Genomic DNA, 23779 nt, shown 5'->3' with positions numbered 1-23779 from the left:
GATAATTGATAGTATACTATTTTACAAAGCCAGGAAAAACGACATAATTAATATGTTTTAGATTGGCTCAATTTATGACCGGAATTAACCGCGAACTAAGCATCGACACTAAACACATTGCCAAACATCTACCCGATACTCCTCAAATGCAAAAGCTACTCCAACAAGAAGGTAATGTTCATGTCTTTAACGATCGAGCTACAATGGAAATGGTGGCTCAAGCTATAATTGCAAATGGAGAGTTTATCGGCGTAATTCGCGGTCACGAACGTTATGGTCTTTATTTTCCTGACCCCATTGGCTATAGACTTGACAGCAACAATAGTAGAATACCACTTAGGTATGGAGAAATTAAAATAAAAGGAGATAAATACCATGTCATCCCCAGAACTAAACCTAGCCGATAACTGGGAATTTACAGAGTTATGGGTAGATCCGACAGCCTCACCACCTTACGTCCTAATTTTATTAGGTGACAGTTCAGGTAATAGCTGTGTCTACGATCCTGCTCAAAATTATCAAATTGTATTTACCAGTTCAGATTATGAAGAAGCTAAACTCTGGCTCTTAGAAGATGAATACGAACGAGTAGAACGTCGGTTACAATTGGAAGCAGCATGACCCCTATTTTTGAAAAAATGGGAATGTTAGATCGCACTTCCCAAAGAAGCGCGATCGCTTTTGCTAAAAAAGTTATGATATTGTTTTCATTCCTTGAGCGATCGCCAGCCTTTACCAGCCTCAGCCCCGAATCCGAAGAGACTCAGACACCCGTTTAACCTCTATCATAGTTATGAGAGTATATCTGAAGGGACAAAAAGTAGAACTCCCTTCGATCGCGAGGAAATACCGTGCAGCCAACAGACCCTAGCAAATTTACCGATAAAGCCTGGGAAGCCATCGTCAAATCCCAGGATGTAGCCCGCCGCTTTGCCAACCAGCAGCTAGAGGTCGAACATTTAGCGATCGCACTTCTAGAACAGCAAGGTCTTGCCAACAATATCTTCAGCAAAGCAGGGGTTGACCATCTACGCCTAACCCAGCAGCTAGAAGCATTTGCCAAACGCCAACCCAAAGTCGCCAATGCCGAACAACTTTACCTGGGACGCGGCTTAGAAGTGATGTTAGACGCTGCTGAAGCTGCAAGAGTGGCTTGGCAGGACGGTTTTATCGCTGTAGAACATTTATTAATCGCCTTGATCGAGGACGAACGCATCGGTCGCCGTTTGCTGACAAAAACCGAAGGCCCGCCCCCTCGGCCTGGTTACGATCGCACTCCCCCTACCAAAGTCATCGATCGCCAAAAACTTGAAGAAGCAATTAAAGCTGTCCGGGGTTCTGCGAAAGTTCAAGACCAAAATTCAGAGTCAACTTACGATGCACTTGCTAAGTTCGGTCGCGACTTGACAGAAGCCGCAAAATCGGGAAAACTCGACCCCGTAATCGGTCGCGATGAGGAAATTCGCCGCGTAGTCCAAGTGCTCTCCCGTCGCCAGAAAAATAATCCCGTATTAATTGGCGATCCGGGGGTAGGGAAGACTGCGATCGCTGAAGGTTTAGCCCAGCGAATTGTTAACGGCGACGTGCCCGAATCTCTCAAAAATCGCCAGCTATTTTCCCTCGATATGGGCAGCTTAATTGCCGGGGCAAAATTCCGAGGCGAATTTGAAGAACGCCTGCGGTCAGTATTACGAGAAGTGATCAATTCTGACGGTCAAATCGTCTTATTTATTGACGAATTGCATACAGTTGTAGGCACTGGTGGCGGTGGAAGTTCTGGTTCGGGAATGGATGCCGGTAACTTGTTGAAACCGATGTTAGCCAGAGGTGAATTGCGCTGTATTGGTGCAACCACCCTCGATGAATTTCGCAAGAATATTGAAAAAGATCCTGCCTTAGAAAGACGATTTCAACAAGTATTTGTCGATGAACCTAGCGTCGAAGATACTATTTCAATTTTGCGCGGACTTAAAGACCGTTATGAAAGACATCATGGAGTCAAAATATTAGACTCTGCCTTGGTTGCTGCGGCTACCTTGTCTTCCCGTTACATTTCCGATAGATTTTTACCAGATAAAGCCATCGATCTAGTAGATGAAGCCGCTGCCCAATTGAAGATGGAAATCACTTCTAAACCCGCAGAATTAGAACAAATCGATCGGCGGGTGATGCAGTTGGAAATGGAAAAACTGTCTATCGAAGGTGAAGGCAAAGGGGCGCAAAATCTGGGTTTCACTACTAGGTTAGAACGCATTCAAGCTGAAATTGATGCTTTGAAAGAAAAGCAGGAAAAATTATCAACTCAGTGGCAAGGTGAAAAGCAATCCTTAGATGCAATCAATCAATTGAAAGCGGAAGAAGATGAGTTAAGGGTGCAAATTGAGCAGGCAGAAAGGGCTTACGATTTGAATAAGGCGGCACAGTTAAAGTATGGCAGACTGGAGACTGCGGTGCGAGATCGCGAAGCCAAAGAAGCCGAACTATTAAAACTACAATCTCAAGGTTCATCATTACTTCGCGAACAAGTTACCGCCAGTGATATTGCGGAAATAGTTGCTAAGTGGACGGGAATTCCTGTCAATCGGTTGTTAGAATCTGAAAGACAAAAACTGCTACAATTAGAGAAACATTTACACCAGCGAGTCATCGGTCAACACGAAGCCGTAGAAGCAGTTTCGGCCGCAATTCGGAGAGCTCGCGCCGGCATGAAAGACCCCGGTAGACCCATCGGTTCCTTCTTATTTATGGGGCCGACTGGCGTAGGAAAAACAGAATTAGCCCGCGCTTTAGCTGAGTTTCTATTTGATACCGATGATGCGATCGTGCGAATAGATATGTCGGAGTATATGGAGAAGCATAGCGTCTCGCGATTAGTGGGAGCTCCGCCGGGATATGTGGGTTATGATGAAGGCGGTCAACTTTCGGAAGCAGTACGCCGTCACCCTTATTCAGTCGTACTTTTTGATGAAGTAGAAAAAGCACACCCGGATGTATTTAACATTTTATTGCAGGTGTTAGATGATGGCAGAATTACCGATTCTCAGGGGAGAGTTGTTGATTTTAGAAATACCGTCATTGTGATGACTAGCAATATTGGTAGCGACTACATTCTGGATGTTGCTGGCGATGATTCTAAGTACGAAATGATGTACAAACGGGTGACGGATGCGTTGCGATCGCACTTCCGTCCCGAATTTCTCAACCGCGTTGATGACATTATCTTGTTCCACACTTTGAGTAAGACAGAATTGCGGCAAATTGTCAGCATTCAAGTGAAGAGAATTGAACGGTTGCTGGGAGATCAAAAAATCAACTTGGACTTGTCAGAAGCGGCCAAGAATTATATCGCTGATGTCGGTTACGACCCTGTTTATGGTGCGCGACCATTGAAACGTGCGATTCAGCGAGAATTAGAAAACCCGCTGGCGAATAAGTTATTAGAAAATACCTTTGTGGAGGGCGATACAATTGTGATAGATTGTGTTGATAACAGTATGATTTTTAGTAAAGGAGAGTTGCCATCTACAGAGCGCCCAACAAGTTTATCGATTCAAAAGGTAGATTAAGCAATGGTGCATATACCATTGATTTGACTGGCGTGGCTAAGCACACAACTGGGTCATTATCAACTGGTAAAAGTCAGTTTTTATGGGAAGTAGATGTTGAATCAGCCGTACTAGATGCCGCTGCTTACGCTGATGAGTACGATCTGTGGGAGGGCTCAACATCTAATCTTTATAAAGCCAAAGTTAGGGTACTCAATGGCCCTATTGGTGTACTTGGAGACACAGGAGAGTTAACAGACTACATTAATATTTATAGGAGATCGCCAAGCATAATTGACGGTAAAGAAACAAGATTAGTTCACGGTTCACCAGGAAACCCGCCATGAGTGTCATAGATTTAACGCCTTTTTTCATTAAAGCTCGTTCTCAGTCAAGTAACTGGTCAATAGATGAATTGAAAAAAATCTTGTTATCTATCCCTAAACTAATACCAGATGCTAAAATTGATTGGGATACAGGGGCCGGTGAAGACTGGGTAACGATCAGACGGAGTAAAAAAGATTTTGGGATTATTCGAGTTGATATTCCCATTGCGTTTTTTTTAAATGAATGTTCGGATGCAGTTTCTCAACTTTTAGCACGTCATAACGTCAAGTTAATTCCTATTAAAAGCTTTAGCGAGAGAGAGTTTAAGTTGGATCGGTATCAAGTTCAAGAGATTATTCCGGGTGGATGGCACGCAGATCCAGACGCAGTTAATATGGATTCCTTGTCAATTGCTGATTTGTGGTATGCGACAATATAACTAAGAAGGAAGAATGAAGAAGGAAGAAGAAGGGAGAGGAGGAAAAAACTATTTCCTGTTTACCTGTCTCGGCAGTCGTCAGTTACCAGAAAGTAGGGTAAACCGAATCATCCTTTTAGGGTAATCCCTTTGCAAAAAAGCGGCGCGATCGCACAAAATCATTAAATACAGGACTTACGCAGAAGAGATCCCCGCACCCCCCGAAACAGGGGACTTTTGAGATTCCCATCCCCTCCAAGGGTTTCCTCCTATTTTCAGGGGGGTTAAGGCGGATCGAAGTTTAAGCTTCATCGTGCGTCAATCCTATACTCACAGTCACTTAAAGTAAAACTATGACAGTCCTCGAACAGGGAACAATTACGATCCATACCGAGAATATTTTCCCGATTATCAAGAAATCTCTCTATACTGACCACGAGATCTTCTTGCGGGAACTGGTATCAAACGCCGTAGATGCGATCGCGAAACTGAAAATGATTTCTCGTTCCGGCGAATTTAGCGGCGACATCGGGGAACCAGAAATTCACCTCGCCATTGATAAAGAGAAAAAAACCCTCTCTGTCTCTGATAACGGTATTGGTCTAACGGCGGATGAAGTAAAAAAATACATCAATCAAGTTGCCTTTTCCAGCGCCGAAGAATTTATTCAAAAATACAAAGGAGAAGGTAACGACGCAATTATCGGTCACTTTGGTCTGGGTTTCTACTCTTCCTTCATGGTGGCCAAACAAGTAGAAATCGATACCCTTTCCTACCAAGAAGGTGCTCAAGCAGTACACTGGTCTTGCGATGGTTCGCCAGCCTTTGAGTTGACAGATTCTCCGCGCACAGAACGCGGTACAACGATTACTCTCACTCTCCAAGATGAAGAAGAAGAATATTTAGAAACCAGCCGCATTAAGCAGCTAATTAAAACTTACTGCGACTTCATGCCAGTGCCAATTAAACTGGATGGAGAAGTAATTAACAAGCAAAAAGCTGCTTGGCGAGAATCTACTAGCAACCTCACCAAAGAAGATTATTTAGAACTCTACCGCTACCTCTACCCCTTCCAAGAAGAACCGCTTTTGTGGGTACATCTAAATACAGATTATCCTTTCATTGTCAACGGGATTCTATATTTCCCTAAATTGCGGCCAGATGTCGATGTCACTCAAGGCAATATTAAACTATTCTGCAATCAAGTCTTTGTCAGCGATCACTGCGAAGAAGTTATCCCTAAATTTTTGATGCCGCTGCGAGGGGTGATTGATAGTACAGACATTCCTCTGAATGTATCTCGCAGTTCCCTACAAAGCAACCGCACAGTCAGGAAAATTGCTGATTATATTGCCAAAAAAGTTGGCGATCGTCTTAAAGAACTTTACCGCGATAACCGCGATGAATATATCCGCTGTTGGCAAGACATCGGTACATTTGTCAAGTTCGGATCGCTGAATGACGAGAAGTTTAAAAAGCAAGTCGAAGATATCCTAATTTATCGCACGACTTACCAACCAACCGCAGAAAAATCAGAAAGTGTAACTCCAGAAGTGCAGGTACAAGCTGAGGATGGAGACGCATGGCAAGAAGTAACGCCGAAGTCGGAAACCTCAACTTCAACGCAACCTTATACTACCCTTCAGGAGTATTTGGAACGCAATCAAAAACGCCACGAAAACCGCGTATTTTATTGTACTGAACCGGCATCGCAGGCTACTTATGTGGAACTGCACAAGAGTCAAGGTTTGGAAGTCCTATTTATGGACTCCTTCATTGATACGCACTTTATCAGTTCCTTGGAGAGAGACTATAAAGATGTCAAATTCTCGCGGGTTGATTCCGAACTTGATGAGACGCTGATTGACAAGGAAAAAGAAGCTGAGATTGTTGACCCGAATACCAATAAAACTCGCAGCGAACAAATTAAAGACTTGTTCCAACAAGCGATCGGTAAGTCAACAGTTACTATTCGCACTGAAGCTTTGAAATCTGACGATCCCCAGGGTACGCCGCCGGCAATTGTTTTGTTACCAGAAGCGATGCGGCGACTGCGGGATATGACGGCTTTATTGCAGCAGCAAACGGCTGGATTTCCTGACGAACATATCCTAGTAGTAAATACTGCTCACCCGCTGATTCAAAACTTGGCTAATTTGAGTCAAGGCGCGATTATTCAAGGTAGCGGCGTGTCTCCATCTAGCGAGTTGGCAAATATGATTTGTCATCATGTTTATGACTTAGCTTTGATGGCTCAGAAAGGGTTTGATGCTGAGGGAATGAAGGATTTTGTGGAACGCTCAAATCAGGTGTTGACGCGGTTAACGGAACGAGCATTGTAATCAATTATCCTCAAATCCCTCTGAAAAAAACTACAGTTTATAAACTGTAGCTTGCAAACAGGGGGATTTTGATAGGATGCTCCCGATTTGACCTATTTGTGCGAATCGATCTATAATTGAAGGTTGCATCGCAAAGAAAAACGGTAATCTGGAGGGTAATATGTCTCGGAAATGTCAGTTGACAGGGAAAAAGGCGAATAATGGGATGGCTGTTTCCCACTCGCACCGCCGCACTCACAAGTTGCAGGAGGCGAATTTGCAGTGGAAACGGATTTGGTGGCCCCAAGGGAAGCGCTGGGTGAAGTTACATCTTTCTACGAAGGCGATTAAGACCATACAACTCAAGGGTTTGGATGCTCTGGCGCGGGAAGCTGGAATTAACTTGAACAAATATTAAATCGGCAATTAATACCATTTGGTTGAAAAGGCTGGTAATTTTTTGAGTGCGATCGCGTTAATTGATGCGATCGCACTCAATTTTTTTAGGGAACCGCACCGAGTAATACCAAATCCAGTTTACTACCCCCTTTATTGTCATTGTTCGCTGTGCTCCGCAATCGCAGAGACTAGGGGATTGCTTCGCGGAGTTCGCAATGACGGATTATTACTAATACAATCGCTCGCTATTTACTAAGATATGGTAACATTCCTCTAAGTTTACGAGCATTAGTGGTAGCGACAACTAATAATTTATTCATAGCTAATGGTTGACAACCATAACCATTAGATCTCTGCGATCTTGATGACGCAAGCATTATTAGCTCTAAGTTGAAACTTAATTGAGCGCAATATCTATATTTTACCCAATGAATACCCAAGATATTCCTTTAAACAGCGTTCACACAACTAATTTCCCAAATATTTTAACTCAACTTGGTATTTCCCTAGTTGTTTCCACTTACCAAGCAGGCAAGTTAATAGTTCTGCGTGCTGACAATAATAATACTATAAATACCCATTTTAGAACCTTCGATCGCCCAATGGGTTTAGCAGTAGATCGCGAAAAATTAGCCATTGGTACAGCTTACCAAATTATCGAACTTCGCAATGTCCCAGCAGTAGCGCCAAAGCTAGAACCAGTTGGCAAACATGATGCTTGTTATCTCCCTCGTCGCACTCATATTACTGGGGATATTGACATTCACGAAATGGCCTATGCTAATGATGAACTTTGGTTTATTAATACCCGTTTTTCTTGTTTATGTACCCTAGATCAAACTCATAGTTTTGTACCGCGATGGCGACCTCATTTTATTAATGCTTACGATCTCAGCGATCGCTGTCATCTTAACGGTTTAAGCATCCGCAACGATCGACCACAATATATTACAGCATTAGGAGAAACAAATGAAGCCGCAGGTTGGCGAAAAAACAAAGCTAATGGGGGGATTCTTATTGATATTTCCAGTAATGAAATCATCTGTCGTGGTTTATCTATGCCTCATTCTCCCCGCTGGTATCGGGAGGAACTTTGGGTATTAGAATCAGGAAATGGTAGTTTAGCTAAAGTTGACTTAAGTTCGGGAAATTTAACTACAGTTGCTCAAGTTCCTGGTTTCACTCGCGGTTTAGCTTTTTGGGAAAATTTAGCCTTTATTGGACTTTCACAAATTAGAGAAACCGCCGTTTTTAGTGGATTACCGATTACCAAAAGTCTCACGGAAAGGATTTGTGGCGTGTGGGTAGTCAATATTGACACTGGAGAAATTATTGCTTTCTTAAGATTTGAAAGTGGCGTACAAGAAATATTTGCTATTGGTATTATTCCCGGCTTTCTATTTCCCGAAGTCATTAACTGGGATGAGCAACTTTTAGGCACAACCTATATTTTACCCGATGAAGCACTTCAAGAAGTAGAACTAACTGAGAAGATTCTACAACCAGAAGATGCCGAATATTTACTCAATTTGGGCAATGATGCCTACAATCAAGGCAACCTGGAAGCTGCAATGCAGCAATATCAGAAATGCCTAGAACTTAAGCCAGATTATTTGATGGCCCGGTATAATTTGGGAGTGGTTTATTTAGAACAAGAACAATGGGAAGAGGCGATTATCGAATTAGAACAAGTAATTACCATAGATCCCAATCATGCCGAAGCTTACAATAATTTGGGTATAATTTCCCAGCACGAACATAGATTAAATGAAGCGATTGAATATTATCAAAAAGCAATTGCTATTCGCTACCAATTTCCTGATGCACATTTTAATTTAGGCATGGCTTTATTACAAATGGGAGAATATACCCAAGGCTTTGCCGAAAGCGAGTGGCGTTGGCAAACGAATAACTTTACACCTTTTATTTGTCCTCAACCTTTGTGGGATGGTAGCGATTTAAGCGGTCAAACTATTCTGATTCATACCGAACAAGGTTCGGGAGATGCAATTCAATTTATTCGCTATATTCCCCTAGTTGCTGAAAGTAGCTGTCGCATTATTTTAGTTTGCATTCCCGACTTAATGCCTTTATTTGCCACGATTCCTCACATTGACAAGATAATTCCGCCGGGAGATATTGCGACATCAGAATTTGATGTTTATGCTCCCTTAATGAGCTTACCTCATATTCTGGGTACAACTTTAGATACAATTCCGGCTCAAATTCCTTATTTAGAAGCAAGAGAGCAAAACGTTGTTTTCCCAATCCTGCATTCATCTGAGTCTAAAAAATTAAAAGTAGGAATTGTTTGGTGTGGGAGTCCTACTCATAAAAACGATCGCAATCGTTCTTGTAAATTAGATGATTTTGCGCCTATTTTGAATATAAAAGATGTGGATTTCTTTAGCTTGCAAAAAGTTACTAAGCCGACGGATTTAGCAAAATTGCAAGAATTTAATGTCTGCGATCTAAGTTATTATCTGAGAGATTATGGAGATACGGCAAGAGCGATCGCGCAACTAGATTTAGTAATTACTGTGGATACTTCTGTTGCTCACTTAGCCGGAGCATTAGGTAAGCCAGTTTGGACTTTACTATGCTATAGTCCCGATTGGAGATGGATATTAGAAAGAAATGATACTCCTTGGTATCCGACGATGCGACTATTTCGGCAATCGCAACCGCGAGATTGGGTGGAAGTATTTAATCGCGTTGCTGAAGCATTAAATGGGTTGGTAGGAGATTAAAAATTGTCAATATTAAGGTAACTATGACTACACTTAGCGTCACAACAACCAACGACTAGCAGCATCGCGAATTTAATTATTAATCCTGGCCCTGATGGCAAGATTAGTTTGCGAGAGGCGATCGCGGCAGCCAATAATACTACAGGTACGGATGCGATCGCCCTTGCTAATACGCTAGACATTACCGATTCAGTCAGTATTAACGCGGCCCAGGGGCAACTAATTTAACCGTTAGCGGCAACAATGCCGTGCAGGTATTCAATATTTTCGGTGCGGGGGTAATAGTAAATATTGACAGCTTAACTATTGCGAATGGCAATAGCGCATTCAATGGGGCTGGGATTAGTGTGGGAACAAGCACCACCCTGAATTTGAGTAATAGCACTGTCAGCGGCAATTCGGCTAATTACAGCGGCGGCGGGAACTGGAACGCCTTTAGGACTTACGAATTGACAAATGGGAAAATTTTCAGCATATTCAGCAACAAAATTCTGACCACAGGATCAGTTCGGCCATTTTTACCCAACGGTTGTCTTTTGACAACCTTCCTTCAAAGGGGAGTTCAAAGTCGAAGGGTTCCCTGGGAACAGACTCAGCTTTTCTGTACATGGTGAGGGAGGGTGATGCAAGGCTTTTGACCTATTTTACCTGTTTTTCTTGCACCATACTCTCGCTCCGCGATCGCATCACCCAGACTGCATCACCTCCGGGTACTGATTCAGCAAGCCCTAGTTAAAACCAACAACTAACAACTAACAACTAACAATTACAGCCGATATTGTTGCCAGAGTAAACTCGCGGCTCGATGCAGTAGGGAATGCCGATAAACTAAGCCATTCATATCATCACAATAGCCGCCACCGATCGCGCAAGCAACTGGGTATCTACCAGCCAAACAAGTAGATAAAACCTGCATATCTCGCCTAAATAAACCAGTATCAGTTAATGCTAACTTCCCCAGTTTATCGCCCTTGTGCGGATCGACACCTGCATCGTACAAAACTAGATCGGGATTGACATCTGACAGCAAATCTGGTAAATATTTAGCTAATGTCTGAAGATATTCGTCATCTTCCATACCTACAGGTAAAGATACATCTAAATCGCTTTGTTGTTTAGTTCCCGGAAAGTTGACTTCGCAGTGCATTGAAAAAGTAAATACGCTCGAATCGTCTTGGAAGATTACAGCAGTTCCGTCTCCCTGATGCACGTCTAAATCGACAATTAATACTTTCTGTACTAAACCCATTTTTTGCAGAAGACGAGATGCGATCGCTAAATCGTTAAAGATACAAAAACCAGAACCATAACTAGGAAAAGCATGGTGAGTTCCTCCAGCAGTATTGCAAGCTATACCGTGAGAAATCGCTAATTGAGCTGTGAGAATAGTACCCCCTACAGCGATGCAAGTACGGTTTGCCAAAGCGGGACTCCAAGGTAAACCGATTCGCCGTTGTGCTTTAGCGTCCAATGTTCCATTATAATAAGCTTGAACATAATCAGGCTCGTGGACTAACTCAATCCACTCTCGCTTTGGAAGTGTTGGTAGGTGAAACTGCGATCGCACAGCTACTCCATCGGCCAACAGCATCTCGGAAAGCAACTGAAACTTTGCCATCGGGAAGCGGTGTCCCGGCGGTAGTGGGGCAACGTAATCATTGTGATAAACAATGGGTAATTCCATGTAAAATATTTTAGAGGCATTCACTTCTAATCTTCAAGCTCAAAGCTAAAATCTAAAATCTGACATCATTTAAAATGTATGGAACTTTTAACAGTCTGGCAGCACGGCAGTCATAACCCAGAAAATACTAATAACTTAGATATTATTCGCCACTGGTGGGCAAATCTCAATGGTAAAGAAGTTAACTGGGTGGAACGGCTAATACCTCAAATCGGGGGGATGAGTGAAGTTAACTGGCAATCTCAAAGATTCGATCAAATATTTGTGATTGTGAATCCCGAAATTCGGGGCGGCGATACGCTCTATTGGTATAAACCAGATTCTCCTTTAGAACACAGCCAGATAGCTCAAAAACTTGAATTAGATAATCTCAAACAGCATTTATACATTTATCCTCAGTCTGAGTCGGAACTGGCGATTCGCGTAGAACTCCATCAATTTGAATATCAGACTATTGAACTACAAAATGTTGAAATTACCTTTAAAGAAAAAGAAGTTATGACCCTGCGAGATGTAAAACAGCAACTTGAAGTGAAAGTTACTTTAACTCCAATTAATCTTAATTTACTTAAAGAGTGGCTATTATAGGATAGAATTTGTAACGCCACCCTCTGGGTGATAAAGATACCCCCCAGAGGTCGGCGTTACGTAAATTAGCAAAATTAAAGATTAAAATTATAGTAGTTAATTAAAATTCAGAGAAAGCTGTGACGACACAACAATTAACACCGATCGGTACCTTTGAAAAACTGTTTTGGACTTGGAAAGACCATAAAATTCAGTATACAGTTCGGGGAACCGGGCGGCCGTTGGTACTGATTCACGGTTTTGGTGCTTCTATTGGACACTGGCGGAAAAATATCCCTGCGATCGCAGATGGTGGCTATCGAGTATTCGCCCTAGATTTACTGGGATTCGGCGGATCGGATAAGCCCAACCTCGATTACAGTCTAGAATTGTGGCAAGAAATGGTTAAAGATTTCTGGGCCGAACATATTCAAGAACCGACTGTATTTGTGGGTAATTCCATCGGCGCTTTACTGAGTTTGATGGTAGTCGCCAATCATCCAGAAATTGCTGCTGGTGGGGTTTTGATTAACTGTGCGGGGGGACTCAATCACCGCCCCCACGAACTGAATTTACCGCTACGGACTGTGATGGGGATTTTTACCAATATAGTGCGATCGCCTGCCTTTGGGCCATTCCTTTTTAACCGCATCCGTCAGAAAAACCGCATCCGCAGCACCTTAAGTCAAGTTTACAGCAACCCCGAAGCGATCACCGACGAACTCATAGAAATACTCTATACACCCTCCTGCGATCGCGGAGCTCAGCAAGTTTTCGCCTCCATTCTCAGTGCTCCTCCCGGCCCTCAACCATCAGAATTGTTGCCGAAAGTCAAGCATCCTTTATTGGTAATCTGGGGAGCAGATGACCCTTGGACACCAGTTACAGGGGCAAAGGTTTATCAGGAGTTGGCGGAGCTCGGTAAACCCGTCCAGTTTATTTCTATCCCCAAAACGGGCCATTGTCCCCACGACGAGCGACCCACTGAGGTTAATTCTTTGATTTTGCAATGGTTAGACCAATTGCCCTCAGCCCTTTAACCCCTTGCGCTGTCTGGCTTTAAGGGATTTTAGGAAAAAACTTTCAAAAAGGGCTTGACAAAACTAGGATACCTTCGGTTATAGTTAGTCTCGTGTGAGGAGCGAACCAGTAAGAGCACCGAGACGAAACACGGCCAGTCGTCGGTGCTCTTTCTGTTGGAAGGTCAAAAATTTGACGACCTGCGTAAGTCCTAATGGCTAATGGCTAATTGCTAATGGCTAATGGCTAATTGCTAATTGCTAATTGCTAATTGAAGACAGGCTAATTACCCATCCTCCCCATCCTCCCTCGCTCCCCTATTTTCCCTATCTTCCCCATCCTCCCCCATCTTCCCCCTCTCTTACCCTAGCCCCTAGCCCCTAGCCCCTAGCCCCTTCTTCTTCCCCTAGCCCCTAGTTATAAAAGCACAAATTCTTCGATCGCGGCCGCTACACCATCTTCTTCTACAGTCGGTGCTACCCATTGCGCGATCGCCTTGACTTCATCCGGGGCATTGCCCATCGCTACACCAATGCCTGCATAGGAAAGCATTTCCAAATCATTAAAATTATCGCCGATCGCCATCACATTCGCCGATTGCAACCCCAAAATTTCTTCAGCTAGGTAGCGAAGTGCAGCCCCCTTACTAACTAAGGGATTGGCAGCTTCAAAAAAAGTAGCCACTGATGTTGTTAAATAAAGTTCGGCTGGGGTGTAAATCTGGCGTAAATTGCTGAGAAGATTCGCGATCGCCTCTGGATCGTCGCATAAAGCTAAAATTTTAGTGGGTTCGGTATCCAGCACAGATCGCAGATCGCCGACAGCGATAGGTTGAATTTCCGAACGCTGGGCGTAGATTTGAGTAGCAGTCGTGATTTCCCGGACGTAAAGTTGGTCATTAATGTAGAAATGGACAGAAAGAAGCGATCGCAATGCAGGTTGTTCAAAATAATCAAGGAGTGCGATCGTCTTTTCTTTTGTGACTGGCAAATGGGACAGAATTTTTCCCGTAATCGGGTCTTGAATCCACGCGCCTTGATAGCAAATTAATGGTAAGCTGGAGCCGACAGTTTGATGAAAGCGGAGAGCAGAGCGGTACATCCTTCCAGTAGCCACTACAACTTTGATTCCCTGAGCTTGAGCAGCAAAAATTGCCTGTGTAACCCGTTCGCGGATCTCGTTAGACTCACCTGCGATCGTACCATCAATATCCACCGCCAAAAGTTGAATGTCAGCAGCGCTTACAGGAGTCGATTTCGTCGCTGGGTTAGGGAATGCTAAATTCTGCATGATTGTTTTTTGGTATTTCAGTCGCTAATAGAGATTTTAAAGAAGCGACTGCCCAACCATAGATAAATTTTACAAAAAAAACGCGATTGCCCTCAAATATGTCTTCCGGCTTAGGGCACCCGTTAAAAATTTATCAAAAAAATCTAAGGCTTATACCTTAAGTAGGTTGAGTTAGCCACAAAACCCAACCTACCATAACTTAATCACAACTTACGCCTTAAAATCAGAAACTTTACCAACCGCCTATATTTTCTTATATAAAAAATGACTTCAACCAATATCCTCTCCCCCCTCATTTTAAGCAGGGCTGTTTCATTTTTTCTCTCCTAAAAGGAGAGGGGAGACTCGGCATAATTCCTGAGATTAGATACCAGCACTCGGAGCAGAGTCAGTACCCATCGGTAGCACAATACCGCGCAGAAAATCAATTTGCTGCTGAAAATCCATAGACTGGATTTGTCCTAATAAAACTTTGCCTTCTTGGGGAAGTTCATAGTCAGAAGGTACAGGAATAATAGTTCCCTCATCCATACCTTGAGCTAGGAAATACCAAAAAGCCAACTTAGTTTCAGGACTCATAGAACCATACATACGGCTCAACTGAGAATTGCCTTTTGAGGCAATATCGCGCATCACTTGTAGCTGTTCTTCGTGAGGCAATTCCTTAACTTGCTCGAACAAACCCTGAGCAATTTCAGAACCGGAAGCACCCGGAGCTGCTGGCGTTATAGACTTGCCAAGTTCAGTATAAACAAACCATAGCAAACCTAACTGATCGTCTATGCTCAAGCCATTAAGAGCTTCTTTTCCTCGATCGTAAGCGCTAACAGTAGTAAAAGTCATTTCAGCCTCCAAAAAATTATAACTTATTCAGTTTTCTCTTTTACTTAAGAAAACTGTTTTTGTTCCTTTACGAAAGTTAACGAATAAATCATGAAGGTTGAATCCTACTTAAGGAAGATATGATCCCCCTTGGTAATCGGGGAGCAACAAGTAAAAATTCTCAAAAAATTTATAACTAAAGATAGAAGTAATTAGGTGATAGCTTCATAATTAACTCCCGGTCTTATTGCTTTATGTCTTGGCTGACTTGTAAAATAGTTCGCAAATCATACAACAATTCTAGCGCATTCAACCGGAAGTAATTATTTGAGGACAGTTCTCTCAATTAAGATTCCCTTGAACTCTGGCCAAAACGAGCTAATAATTCCTCACGATTAAGCTGCATAATCAGTTGCGTGATTTCCAATGGTTCTAGTTGAATCAACGGCTCGATTATTTGGACTAATTCTTCATCTACAGCGCCAAATTTGACTTGTAGCATACTCTCAACCATCAGGCGTTGGTTTCGTTCGACACCTTGTTCGATACCTTGCTGGATACCTTGCTGGATACCTTGCTGAGTCGCATCTTCTAGCCGTTGTAAATAAAGTGGTGACAGTTCCATAATTAACTCCCGATCTTCTCGATCTATGTCTTGGCGGACTTCTAAAATAGTTCGCAAGTTATACAACAATTCTAGCGCATTCAACCGGAAGTAATTATTTGAGGACAGTTTTATCAATTAAGATTCCCTTGAACTCTGGCCAAAACGAGCTAATAATTCCTCACGATTAAGCTGCATAATCATTTGCGTTATTTCCAATGGTTCTAGTTGAATTAACGGCTCGATTATTTGGACTAATTCTTCATCTAAAGCGCCAAATTTGACTTGTAGCATAGTCTCAACCATCAGGCGTTGGTTTCGTTCGACACCTTGTTCGATACCTTGCTGGATACCTTGCTGGATACCTTGCTGGATACCTTGCTGGGTCGCATCTTCAAGCCGTTGTAAATAAAGTGGTGACAGTTCCATAATTAACTCCCGATCTTCTCGATCTATGTCTTGGCGGACTTCTAAAATGGTTCGCAAGTTATACAACAATTCTAGCGCATTCAACCGAAAAGAGTTATCTGAGGGCAGTTCTATCAATTCAGCAATGGCTTGTTTTTGCACATTTCCTTTCCCTAAAACTCTCAGCCACAGGGTTTCTGGAGTGCGAGGGAGTTGGTGAATAGCAATAATTGCTGCTTTCAGAGATGCACCCAGAAAATAAACTCCATTTACCCAATTTTCCGGTTCAGGAATCGCTCTAAATCCTGCTAACAGTGAGTCAGAAACCGTTGGTGACAGTATCCAGAGTAAGGGCAAATCTGATTCTGCAATTCGAGTATTTTCTCTAGCTGCTTGCCGTTCAAATTCGGCGTGTAAGTCAAATAATTTGCCCAGACAACTCCGAATTTCTCCAGGTTGAACTGGACTGCGGAATGGTTCAAATACAGCAGGTTTGGCTGCGATTTTACCCAGAAGACCGAGAGCTGTTGCTTCCACTTCCGGTTGGGATTTAGGAGCAAATAAAATGTCAATCTGCCTAACTTCTCCCGCAATATCCCGGCTGGTTTCTATGTTACCGAGAGGACTCAATAATTCCTTGAGATACTGTTTAGCAAATTGGTCATGGATGAATCGGGTCATTTTTAATTTGTTACTAACTCAAATAAATTTTATCAGATGCGGCGCGTAAATCCTGATAAAATAAACATCTGTTCTATAAAGGAAACCACCCATGCGACTCTCTCAAATGCTCTTCGCTACTCTGCGGGAAGAACCCGCAGAAGCAGAAATCCCCAGTCACAAACTATTACTACGTGCAGGTTACATTCGTCGCATCGGTAGCGGTGTCTATGTTTATCTCCCCCTGCTGTGGCGAGTGCTCAAAAAAGTCTCACAGATAGTCCGCGAAGAAATGGACGCTACCGGCGCTCAAGAATGCCTTCTACCTCAACTACAACCTGCTGAATTGTGGCGAGAATCTGGACGCTGGGACACATATACCAAGGCAGAAGGTATCATGTTTGCTCTCACAGATAGACAAAATCGTGAATTAGGACTAGGGCCAACTCATGAAGAAGTAATTACCACAATTGCCAAAGATATGATTCGTTCCTATCGGCAATTACCCCTGCACCTTTACCAAATTCAAACCAAATTTAGAGATGAGATTCGCCCTCGTTTTGGGTTAATGCGCGGTCGCGAATTCATTATGAAAGATGGCTATTCTTTCCATAAAGATGAAGAAAGCCTGAAAAAAACTTATCAGGATATGGCACAAGCTTATAGCAATATGCTACGCCGTTGTGGTTTGGAATTCAGAGGAGTAGATGCCGATTCTGGGGCGATTGGGGGTTCCGGTTCCCAGGAATTCATGGTATTAGCAGAAGCTGGTGAAGATGAAGTGCTTTATACTGAAGATGGTCAGTATGCAGCTAATGTAGAAAAAGCTGTTTCTCTGCCTGCTGATGCTGAACCATCACGTTTTACGAGTTATGAAAAATCCGAAACTCCGGGAACGGAAACGATAGAAAAACTTTGTAAATTTTTCAAGTCTTCCCCTACCCAAGTGGTAAAAAATGTGCTTTACCAGGTAGCTTATGACAGCGGTATCATCGTCTTGGTACTGGTAATTATTCGAGGAGACCAGGACGTAAATGAGGTAAAATTGGTAAATGAATTAACCAAATTAGCTGAGAAGTACCAAGCAAAAACCATTCTTTCTCTGACAGTTCCCGACGCAGAAGCACAACAGAAATGGGCAGCGAAACCTTTGCCTTTAGGTTATATTGCACCTGACATCGCAGATGATTACATTGCTAGCAGTAAACAGGTGCATCCTCAGTTCTTGCGGTTAGTAGATAAAACAGCAGTTGACTTAGAAAATTTTATCACTGGTTCTAACGAATCCGGCTACCACGTTGTCGGTGCAAATTGGGGTAAAGAATTTCAATTGCCAGAAAAAGTGGTGGATGTAAGGAAGGCTAAAAAAGGCGATCGCGCTCTCCACAACCCCGCACAAACCTTACAAACTGCCAGAGGAATTGAAGTAGGTCACATCTTCCAACTTGGCACTAAATACTCACAAGCAATGGGCGCTACCTATACGAACGAACAAGGGGAAGAAATACCCTTAGTGATGGGTTGTTATGGTCTTGGTGTTTCTCGCTTAGCTCAATCTGCCGTAGAGCAATCTTACGACAAAGATGGGATAATTTGGCCAGTGGCGATCGCACCTTACCAAGTTATCATTTCTATCCCCAACATTAGCGACGCTCAACAGATAGAAGTTGCAGAAAAACTTTACACAGAACTCAATCAAGCTGGCGTTGAAACTCTGTTAGATGACCGCGATGAACGCGCAGGTGTTAAATTCAAAGATGCTGATTTAATTGGAATTCCCTACCGGATCGTTACGGGTCGTTCTCTCAAACAAGGTAAAGTTGAAGTTGTCGAAAGAGCCGCCCATAAATCTCATGAAATTGCCATTGATGATGTAAAATCCACTCTTATGCAGTGGATTAGTACAGCATTAAAATGAGCTTTTTTAACAAATATGGTCGGCCCGCACTCTGGGCATTCCTAATTTATATGCCTTTTGCTGATACCGTTACCTACGCGATCGCAGGCGGGAATGTCCTGTTTAATTTTGCCAAAGATATCCTTTATATCATCGCCCTGATTGGCATAATTGAACTCTGGCAAAAACAGCGACTTTTCCTGAGTGCAGCTAAACCTATGGCAGCACCTCTTGGTGTTTTGCTAGGGACTTGTGCAGTAACGCTAATTTTAGCTAATGGCAATCCGCAACTAGCCGCCCCAGCCTCAGAACATCCTATTTTAATGGGAATAATCGGCTTAAAAGCTCTGATTTGGTACATACCACTGATTCTGTGCGGCTATTACCTAATTCGCGACAAACAGGATTTATTTTTCCTAACTCGCCTGCACGTTATCCTCGCTCTCACTTGTTGCGGTCTTGGATTCATGCAATACTTATTATTAGCTACAGGTGTATGTCCTAGCACTCGTAGTTACATTGGAGACGAGTTATTTAAAGCAAGTCTAAATGCTAGATGTTTTGTCGGTGGTTCTCTCATTTTTAACCCCGAACTAGGTTTGATCCGCTTGCCAGGAACATTTTTTTCACCTTTACAATGGGGCGGGTTTTTGATGGCGAATAGCTTTTTTACTTTTGCTTCCGCCGTCACCGATCCAGTTCGCCGTTGGCGATTAGTGAGTTTTGCTGCTCTTGCCTGCGTCTTCTTTTCTGGTGTGATTTCCGGTCAAAAAAATGTTTTGTTATTTTTACCCCCCATGTTAATTATACTATTAAATATATCCAGTGGGGTAAATCTATTTAAGCGGTTAATTTTGCTGAGTGCTGGCATATTAACTTTGTTAACAATTTGGACAGTTACGCCGGATTCTGTCAGCAATTTGAATAGTTTTTTTGCTAGCGAATTGATTGTCTCTCAATCCCATCAGCCAATTAATGAAATGCCGGGATTGTTAGGAAATGGTTTGGGAAGAGCGACGGAGGCGGCCAGTCTCTTCGGTCAAACTCAGCTAATAGCAAGTTACTATCGGAAAGTGCTTTATGAACTCGGTTTCTTTGGCTTTTTTGGTATCATTGGGCTGGTTTCAACAGTGAGCTTTTTAACTTTTCAAGCTTATCATGATGCTAGCGATCGCAGTTTACGCCGCTTAGGAGTTTGTCTTTGGGTATTTATCCTATTTGTCAGTTACAATACCTACTATTCTCCGCTAGATGTTGACCCGGTGGCAGTTTATTATTGGTTGTTTGCTGGCGTACTTTTCAAGTTGCCTCAGTTGGATGAAGATTGGTAATTCGTAATTGCTAATTGCTAATTGCTAATTGCTAATTGCTAATTACCCATCTTCCCATCTCCCCCATCCTCCCTATCCTCCCCATCTTTCCCTAGTCCCTAGTCCCTAGCCCCTAGTCCCTTTAGATCAAGCACTACCTAAAGGTAACAATAACCTCACTACAACCATCCCATCATCTAATAGTTCCATATAAAGATTCCCGCTCATTTGTCGTACTACTCGCTGACAAATAATTAAATGCTGACCGGGAGGTTTCTCTAAAGTAGAAGAAAGTAATATATCGCGAGGTGTACCGCTATTAAAGTCACTAATTAACTGCGGCTCTACATTACCATTATCTGCGATCGCTAATTCTAACCACTGTTCATCTAAACGCTTACAGCGAATCTCGATTTTTCCTCCCGATACCGAACGGCGGCAAGCGATTACTAATAATTCATAAACTACCAACTCTAACTTAATACTGTCTCCGCGAATGCTTAAAACTTGTCCAGAAGGTAGCGCCGAATTACTTTCTCGATAAACTTGTAACTGAATATTAGATTGCTTCACTAGCAAGTCTACACGCTCAAGCGATCGCCTCAACAAACTAGCCACCGCAATCACTTCCACTGCATTGTGTAACCGCCACTGTTCCTGCTTCAGCAATAAATTAGTCGAGGCTAGAGCATTCCCAATCTGCCGTAAAAGCTGCTGATAGCGCAAAGTTGTCAAAGTATCCTTCTGTTCCTTCCCCGGTAAAGCCGCAGATTGGCTTAACTCTCCCAACTGCTTCACCCCCGACCCCACAGTACGATAAAGTTCCTCCAAACGGCGCTGTTTGTACCAATTGAGCCATTCCAATTCCTCTCGCTGTGATTCCAGTGTTGCTTGTACAGTCAAGTAGCGACGCGACCAAGCTAACTGAGCTGCCAAAATACTCAATAAATCCACCGAAAGTTCTGGCCAGGGACGACCTTGAGCATCGGCGGCTAAGACAATTCCCGTTGGTTCGTGTTCCGGGGCCGTCCGCAGCGCTACCACCAGAATTTGACTAATACCGGGACTGCGGAGCCACCGTTTAGTTGCCAGTGGTAAATCGCTCATATTCAGATGCAGCATTCCACTAGCTTTGAGAGCATTTTGAATCAAAAAATCTGTCTGAACTGGAATATCCACATTCAGATTCAGTGCAAACAAAGGACTAGCAGCAGCACTGGCGGCAATTTGTCCCTCTTTTGCCCCCGCAGTCCAGGTTATTAAAGCTACCAGAGGACAACCTACGGCCTCGGCAATGTGCTGAGTAAAGCTACGCTCTAGCTGCTTTTGAGGTATGTTTTCGCGTGAGTTTGATTCTCCTCCAGAGAATTGTTGCAGGAGTTGGTCTGAGTGTGCCTGCCACAAAATCGCTAAACCTGATTCTAGGGTTTGGTAAAATTTGTGTTGGTTTTGGATTTGTTGCTGAAGTTCCCACTGGTGGATAATTAGGCCGAGCTGTTGACTGGCGATCGCTACCAATTCTCGCTCAGATCGGTTCCAAGTTCGTGCCGCATCGTGACCAATAACCACCAAACCTTCCACAGAGTTTAAATTGGTATTTTCTTTTTCTTCCTTCTTCCTTCTTCCTTCTTCCTTCTTCCTTCCAGTGCTGCAAACCAAAAGCGATCGCGCCCCCTGTTCCCCCAAAGCATCTCGCCAAGCTGCCAATCGCTTGTCCTCTTCCCAATTTTCGATCGCCATTGGTTGGGCACTTTCTTCAAACACCTTAAGTTCTGACGCATCCAAAGCTTTCAAGGGAGACGCTAACTTGCGGCGATTGGGAGGTTGATTCTGCCAGATAATTTCAAACTGACCCCGATCCGGTTCCCGTAGCAGTAGCAAAAAGTGTTCGGCGCTGAGGCGATCGCATAATTTCTCGGATGTAGTTTTCAAAGTCTCCAACCAATCAGCATCACTATAAATAGCACGAGCCACCCCAGCAGTTAAATCGCGATCGAGTTCAACTTGTCGAATCTTATCCTCCATCTCCGACAGAGGAGCCGTCAGACCTACCAATTGAGCCGCACCCCGCAGATAACTTTTTTCATCTTCCTGCCAAATCCGAGGTTCATTCGCCTCCACCGCCAAAAAGCCCAAAAGCTCTGTTTCCAAGATAATCGGAGCCGCCAATAGGGAACGAGCGCGAATTTGCTGCATCAGTCGCCCCGTAACTTCGCTTCTGAGGGAACTGTGGGACTCTCCAATCCAGACAATTTGCTCGTTAGCAAGAGCCTGATAAAATCCCCCCAAATCTTGCACCGTGATCCCACTTGCTGGTCTGTTACCCGCTCCCAAACCGGGCGCAACCTGACGGTTACTGACTCTACGCCAGAAATAGCGCCGTTCGCGCTCGAACCAGTAAACATTCGTCCGTGCTGGTTCGATAAATTGGTGGGTTTGCTCGACTACTGCCTGTAGACAGCGATCGAGGGAGCGGATTTTGCCCAACTGCGAAATCAGCGTTAGCAGCGGTTCGTCGGGATGCCTCGCCTGTTGTCGCTGCCAATCTGCCTCGATTTGGTACAGCGCCGCCGCCAGCGCCCCAAAAATCACGCTCATCTGTGCTTTTTCCCCAGCTTTGGGTGACAAACCCCAGGTTTCAGAACCGAGCAAAACCACGCCGTAGCAGCGATCCTTGTAGCGGAGGGGGAAGATGATAGTACCCCGCACATCGAAGGTCTGAGCAGCTTTGCGCCATTCTCCCGCCCGTGTTTCTTCTCGCAAGTCGGGGATGCTGACGGGCCGAAGCTGAATCACGACTTGCTCTAGCAAGTCTCCGGGATTGAGGGTAAACCGTTGCTTGAGAAATGTAATCTCACCTTTGGGTACAATCCCTCCTTTGCCAAACAAGCGATGACCTGTGCGATCGTACAAACCAATCCAAATTACTTGGTAGTCCTCGAACTCCGTTTGCAGGTAATTTAGGGTTGCCTCCAGTAAAACGTCTACATTCTCTTCTTCTCTGAGGGTTTGGAGGACGCGCTCTAAGCTAATGATTTGTTCCTCAATATCCTTCTGCTTTTGTTGCTCGTCCATTGCTAGCTATCCCCCAAACTGTGTAGAATTACAAATTGAAAATTAAAAATGTAAGAACGAATAATAATGATTAGCAATAATACCTAATAGTAGAATTAATACTTTGGGGCTATTTTTCTTTCATTTTTTATTTTTACTTACTTTTTGCTGACTTAATTACTCTAGGATAGATAACTTGGATATTTATAAATTGGCTCTACGCCCTCTTTTATTTTCTGGATTAAAAGCCGATCCTGAGTGGCTGCACGATCGCCTGATGGAAATAATCGACTTTTTGGGTAAAGCTGATAGTAGTGGGCCAGTGCGTCCGCTTCTAGTTCAATTAGAGCAATCTTTGGGTAAGAAAGATACTCGTCTAGAACAAACCCTCTGGGGACTGAGGTTTAAAAATCCTGTGGGTTTGGCTGCGGGTTTTGATAAAAATGCTTTCGGGGCTGGTATTTGGGAAAGCTTTGGTTTTGGCTTTGCGGAAATGGGCACTGTAACTTTGCAAGCTCAACCGGGGAATCCTCGCCCTCGCTTGTTTCGCTTGGGGACGGATAGTGCAGTCTTAAATCGTATGGGGTTTAATAATCAAGGCGCAGTCGCGATCGCAACTCGCTTAGAAGGATTGAGGAGAGGGGAGCGGGGGAGCGGGGGAGCGGGGGAACTCTTGAGCGGGGGAGCAGGGGAGCAGGGGAGC

The 23779-nt window shown here is 43.6% G+C and carries 20 protein-coding genes and 2 pseudogenes; 14 read left to right on the top strand and 8 right to left on the bottom strand.

Features of this window, described 5'->3' with window-relative positions; genetic code table 11:
- Positions 1-74 precede the first annotated feature (74 nt).
- The 9 genes from OSCI_RS03920 (at position 75) to OSCI_RS03885 (ending at position 9760) form a co-directional block, all read left to right on the top strand.
- Positions 75-407, top strand: coding sequence for a DUF6972 family protein (locus tag OSCI_RS03920; protein ID WP_007353567.1), 333 nt, complete (start codon positions 75-77; stop codon positions 405-407).
- Positions 376-621, top strand: coding sequence for a hypothetical protein (locus OSCI_RS03915; RefSeq protein ID WP_007353566.1), 246 nt, complete (start codon positions 376-378; stop codon positions 619-621). Before OSCI_RS03920 ends, OSCI_RS03915 begins: the two co-directional genes overlap by 32 nt.
- The gene (locus OSCI_RS30555; protein ID WP_007353565.1) at positions 618-779 is read left to right on the top strand and encodes a hypothetical protein; all 162 of its coding nucleotides are present in this window, start codon (positions 618-620) and stop codon (positions 777-779) included. Before OSCI_RS03915 ends, OSCI_RS30555 begins: the two co-directional genes overlap by 4 nt.
- 72 nt (positions 780-851) lie before the next feature.
- Entirely contained in the window at positions 852-3566 is a 2715-nt protein-coding gene (clpB, locus tag OSCI_RS03910) for an ATP-dependent chaperone ClpB (RefSeq protein WP_007353564.1), read from the top strand.
- Positions 3567-3598: 32 nt separating this feature from the next.
- Positions 3599-3892, top strand: coding sequence for a hypothetical protein (locus tag OSCI_RS03905; protein ID WP_019487558.1), 294 nt, complete (start codon positions 3599-3601; stop codon positions 3890-3892).
- Complete coding sequence (locus OSCI_RS03900) at positions 3889-4311, top strand: hypothetical protein (RefSeq protein WP_007353562.1); 423 nt, start codon at positions 3889-3891, stop codon at positions 4309-4311. The genes OSCI_RS03905 and OSCI_RS03900 overlap by 4 nt, the downstream gene beginning before the upstream one ends.
- A gap of 332 nt (positions 4312-4643) precedes the next feature.
- Entirely contained in the window at positions 4644-6632 is a 1989-nt protein-coding gene (htpG, locus tag OSCI_RS03895; protein ID WP_007353561.1) for a molecular chaperone HtpG, read from the top strand.
- Positions 6633-6792: 160 nt separating this feature from the next.
- Positions 6793-7029, top strand: a complete 237-nt coding sequence (rpmB, locus tag OSCI_RS03890; RefSeq protein WP_007353560.1) for a 50S ribosomal protein L28 — start codon at positions 6793-6795, stop codon at positions 7027-7029.
- A gap of 409 nt (positions 7030-7438) precedes the next feature.
- Positions 7439-9760 (top strand): TIGR03032 family protein, encoded by a 2322-nt coding sequence (locus tag OSCI_RS03885; protein ID WP_007353559.1) that lies wholly within the window; start codon positions 7439-7441, stop codon positions 9758-9760.
- Here the strand turns inward: OSCI_RS03885 and OSCI_RS29565 are convergent.
- From OSCI_RS29565 to OSCI_RS03875, 3 genes are all read right to left on the bottom strand, one after another.
- Positions 9757-9942 (bottom strand): hypothetical protein, encoded by a 186-nt coding sequence (locus OSCI_RS29565; RefSeq protein WP_148288903.1) that lies wholly within the window; start codon positions 9940-9942, stop codon positions 9757-9759. The two genes, OSCI_RS03885 and OSCI_RS29565, sit on opposite strands and share 4 nt — an antisense overlap.
- 295 nt (positions 9943-10237) lie before the next feature.
- Positions 10238-10369 carry a hypothetical protein gene (locus tag OSCI_RS31855; RefSeq protein WP_007353557.1) on the bottom strand — a complete coding sequence of 44 codons (132 nt, stop codon included), beginning with the start codon at positions 10367-10369 and terminating at the stop codon, positions 10238-10240.
- A gap of 157 nt (positions 10370-10526) precedes the next feature.
- Positions 10527-11444, bottom strand: a complete 918-nt coding sequence (locus OSCI_RS03875) for a histone deacetylase (RefSeq protein ID WP_007353556.1) — start codon at positions 11442-11444, stop codon at positions 10527-10529.
- Between the two features lie 78 nt (positions 11445-11522).
- Between OSCI_RS03875 and OSCI_RS03870 the strand changes: the two genes are divergently transcribed.
- Positions 11523-12032 (top strand): hypothetical protein, encoded by a 510-nt coding sequence (locus tag OSCI_RS03870; protein WP_007353555.1) that lies wholly within the window; start codon positions 11523-11525, stop codon positions 12030-12032.
- 119 nt (positions 12033-12151) lie between these two features.
- Positions 12152-13051: an alpha/beta fold hydrolase gene (locus OSCI_RS03865; RefSeq protein WP_007353554.1), complete on the top strand. Its 900-nt coding sequence runs from the start codon at positions 12152-12154 to the stop codon at positions 13049-13051.
- 397 nt (positions 13052-13448) lie between these two features.
- Here the strand turns inward: OSCI_RS03865 and OSCI_RS03860 are convergent, their stop codons facing one another.
- The 4 genes and pseudogenes from OSCI_RS03860 to OSCI_RS03845 form a co-directional block, all read right to left on the bottom strand.
- Entirely contained in the window at positions 13449-14321 is an 873-nt protein-coding gene (locus OSCI_RS03860; RefSeq protein WP_007353553.1) for a Cof-type HAD-IIB family hydrolase, read from the bottom strand.
- A 363-nt stretch (positions 14322-14684) separates the two neighbouring features.
- A complete protein-coding gene (locus OSCI_RS03855; RefSeq protein WP_007353552.1) occupies positions 14685-15164 on the bottom strand; it encodes an orange carotenoid protein N-terminal domain-containing protein in 480 nt (159 codons plus the stop codon).
- Between the two features lie 325 nt (positions 15165-15489).
- Positions 15490-15885: pseudogene (locus tag OSCI_RS03850) on the bottom strand (hypothetical protein); the annotation flags it as partial.
- On the bottom strand, positions 15886-16836 hold the full coding sequence (locus OSCI_RS03845) for a hypothetical protein (protein ID WP_007353550.1): 951 nt from the start codon (positions 16834-16836) through the stop codon (positions 15886-15888).
- Positions 16837-16927: 91 nt separating this feature from the next.
- On the opposite strand from OSCI_RS03845, the gene proS reads away from it, so the two are divergent.
- Both proS and OSCI_RS03835 read left to right on the top strand, forming a co-directional pair.
- Positions 16928-18733, top strand: a complete 1806-nt coding sequence (proS, locus tag OSCI_RS03840) for a proline--tRNA ligase (RefSeq protein ID WP_007353549.1) — start codon at positions 16928-16930, stop codon at positions 18731-18733.
- Positions 18730-20043, top strand: a complete 1314-nt coding sequence (locus tag OSCI_RS03835) for a hypothetical protein (RefSeq protein WP_007353548.1) — start codon at positions 18730-18732, stop codon at positions 20041-20043. Before proS ends, OSCI_RS03835 begins: the two co-directional genes overlap by 4 nt.
- Positions 20044-20169: 126 nt before the next feature.
- Here OSCI_RS03835 and OSCI_RS03830 read toward each other — a convergent pair whose 3' ends face one another.
- On the bottom strand, positions 20170-23097 hold the full coding sequence (locus OSCI_RS03830; protein WP_007353547.1) for a GAF domain-containing protein: 2928 nt from the start codon (positions 23095-23097) through the stop codon (positions 20170-20172).
- Between the two features lie 175 nt (positions 23098-23272).
- On the opposite strand from OSCI_RS03830, the pseudogene OSCI_RS03825 reads away from it, so the two are divergent.
- Positions 23273-23779, top strand: a pseudogene (locus tag OSCI_RS03825) (dihydroorotate dehydrogenase (quinone)); the annotation flags it as partial.

This window comes from Kamptonema sp. PCC 6506, assembly GCF_000180455.1.
Classification (GTDB): Bacteria; Cyanobacteriota; Cyanobacteriia; order Cyanobacteriales; family Microcoleaceae; genus Kamptonema; species Kamptonema formosum.
This window is presented reverse-complemented; position numbering and strand designations above follow the sequence as displayed.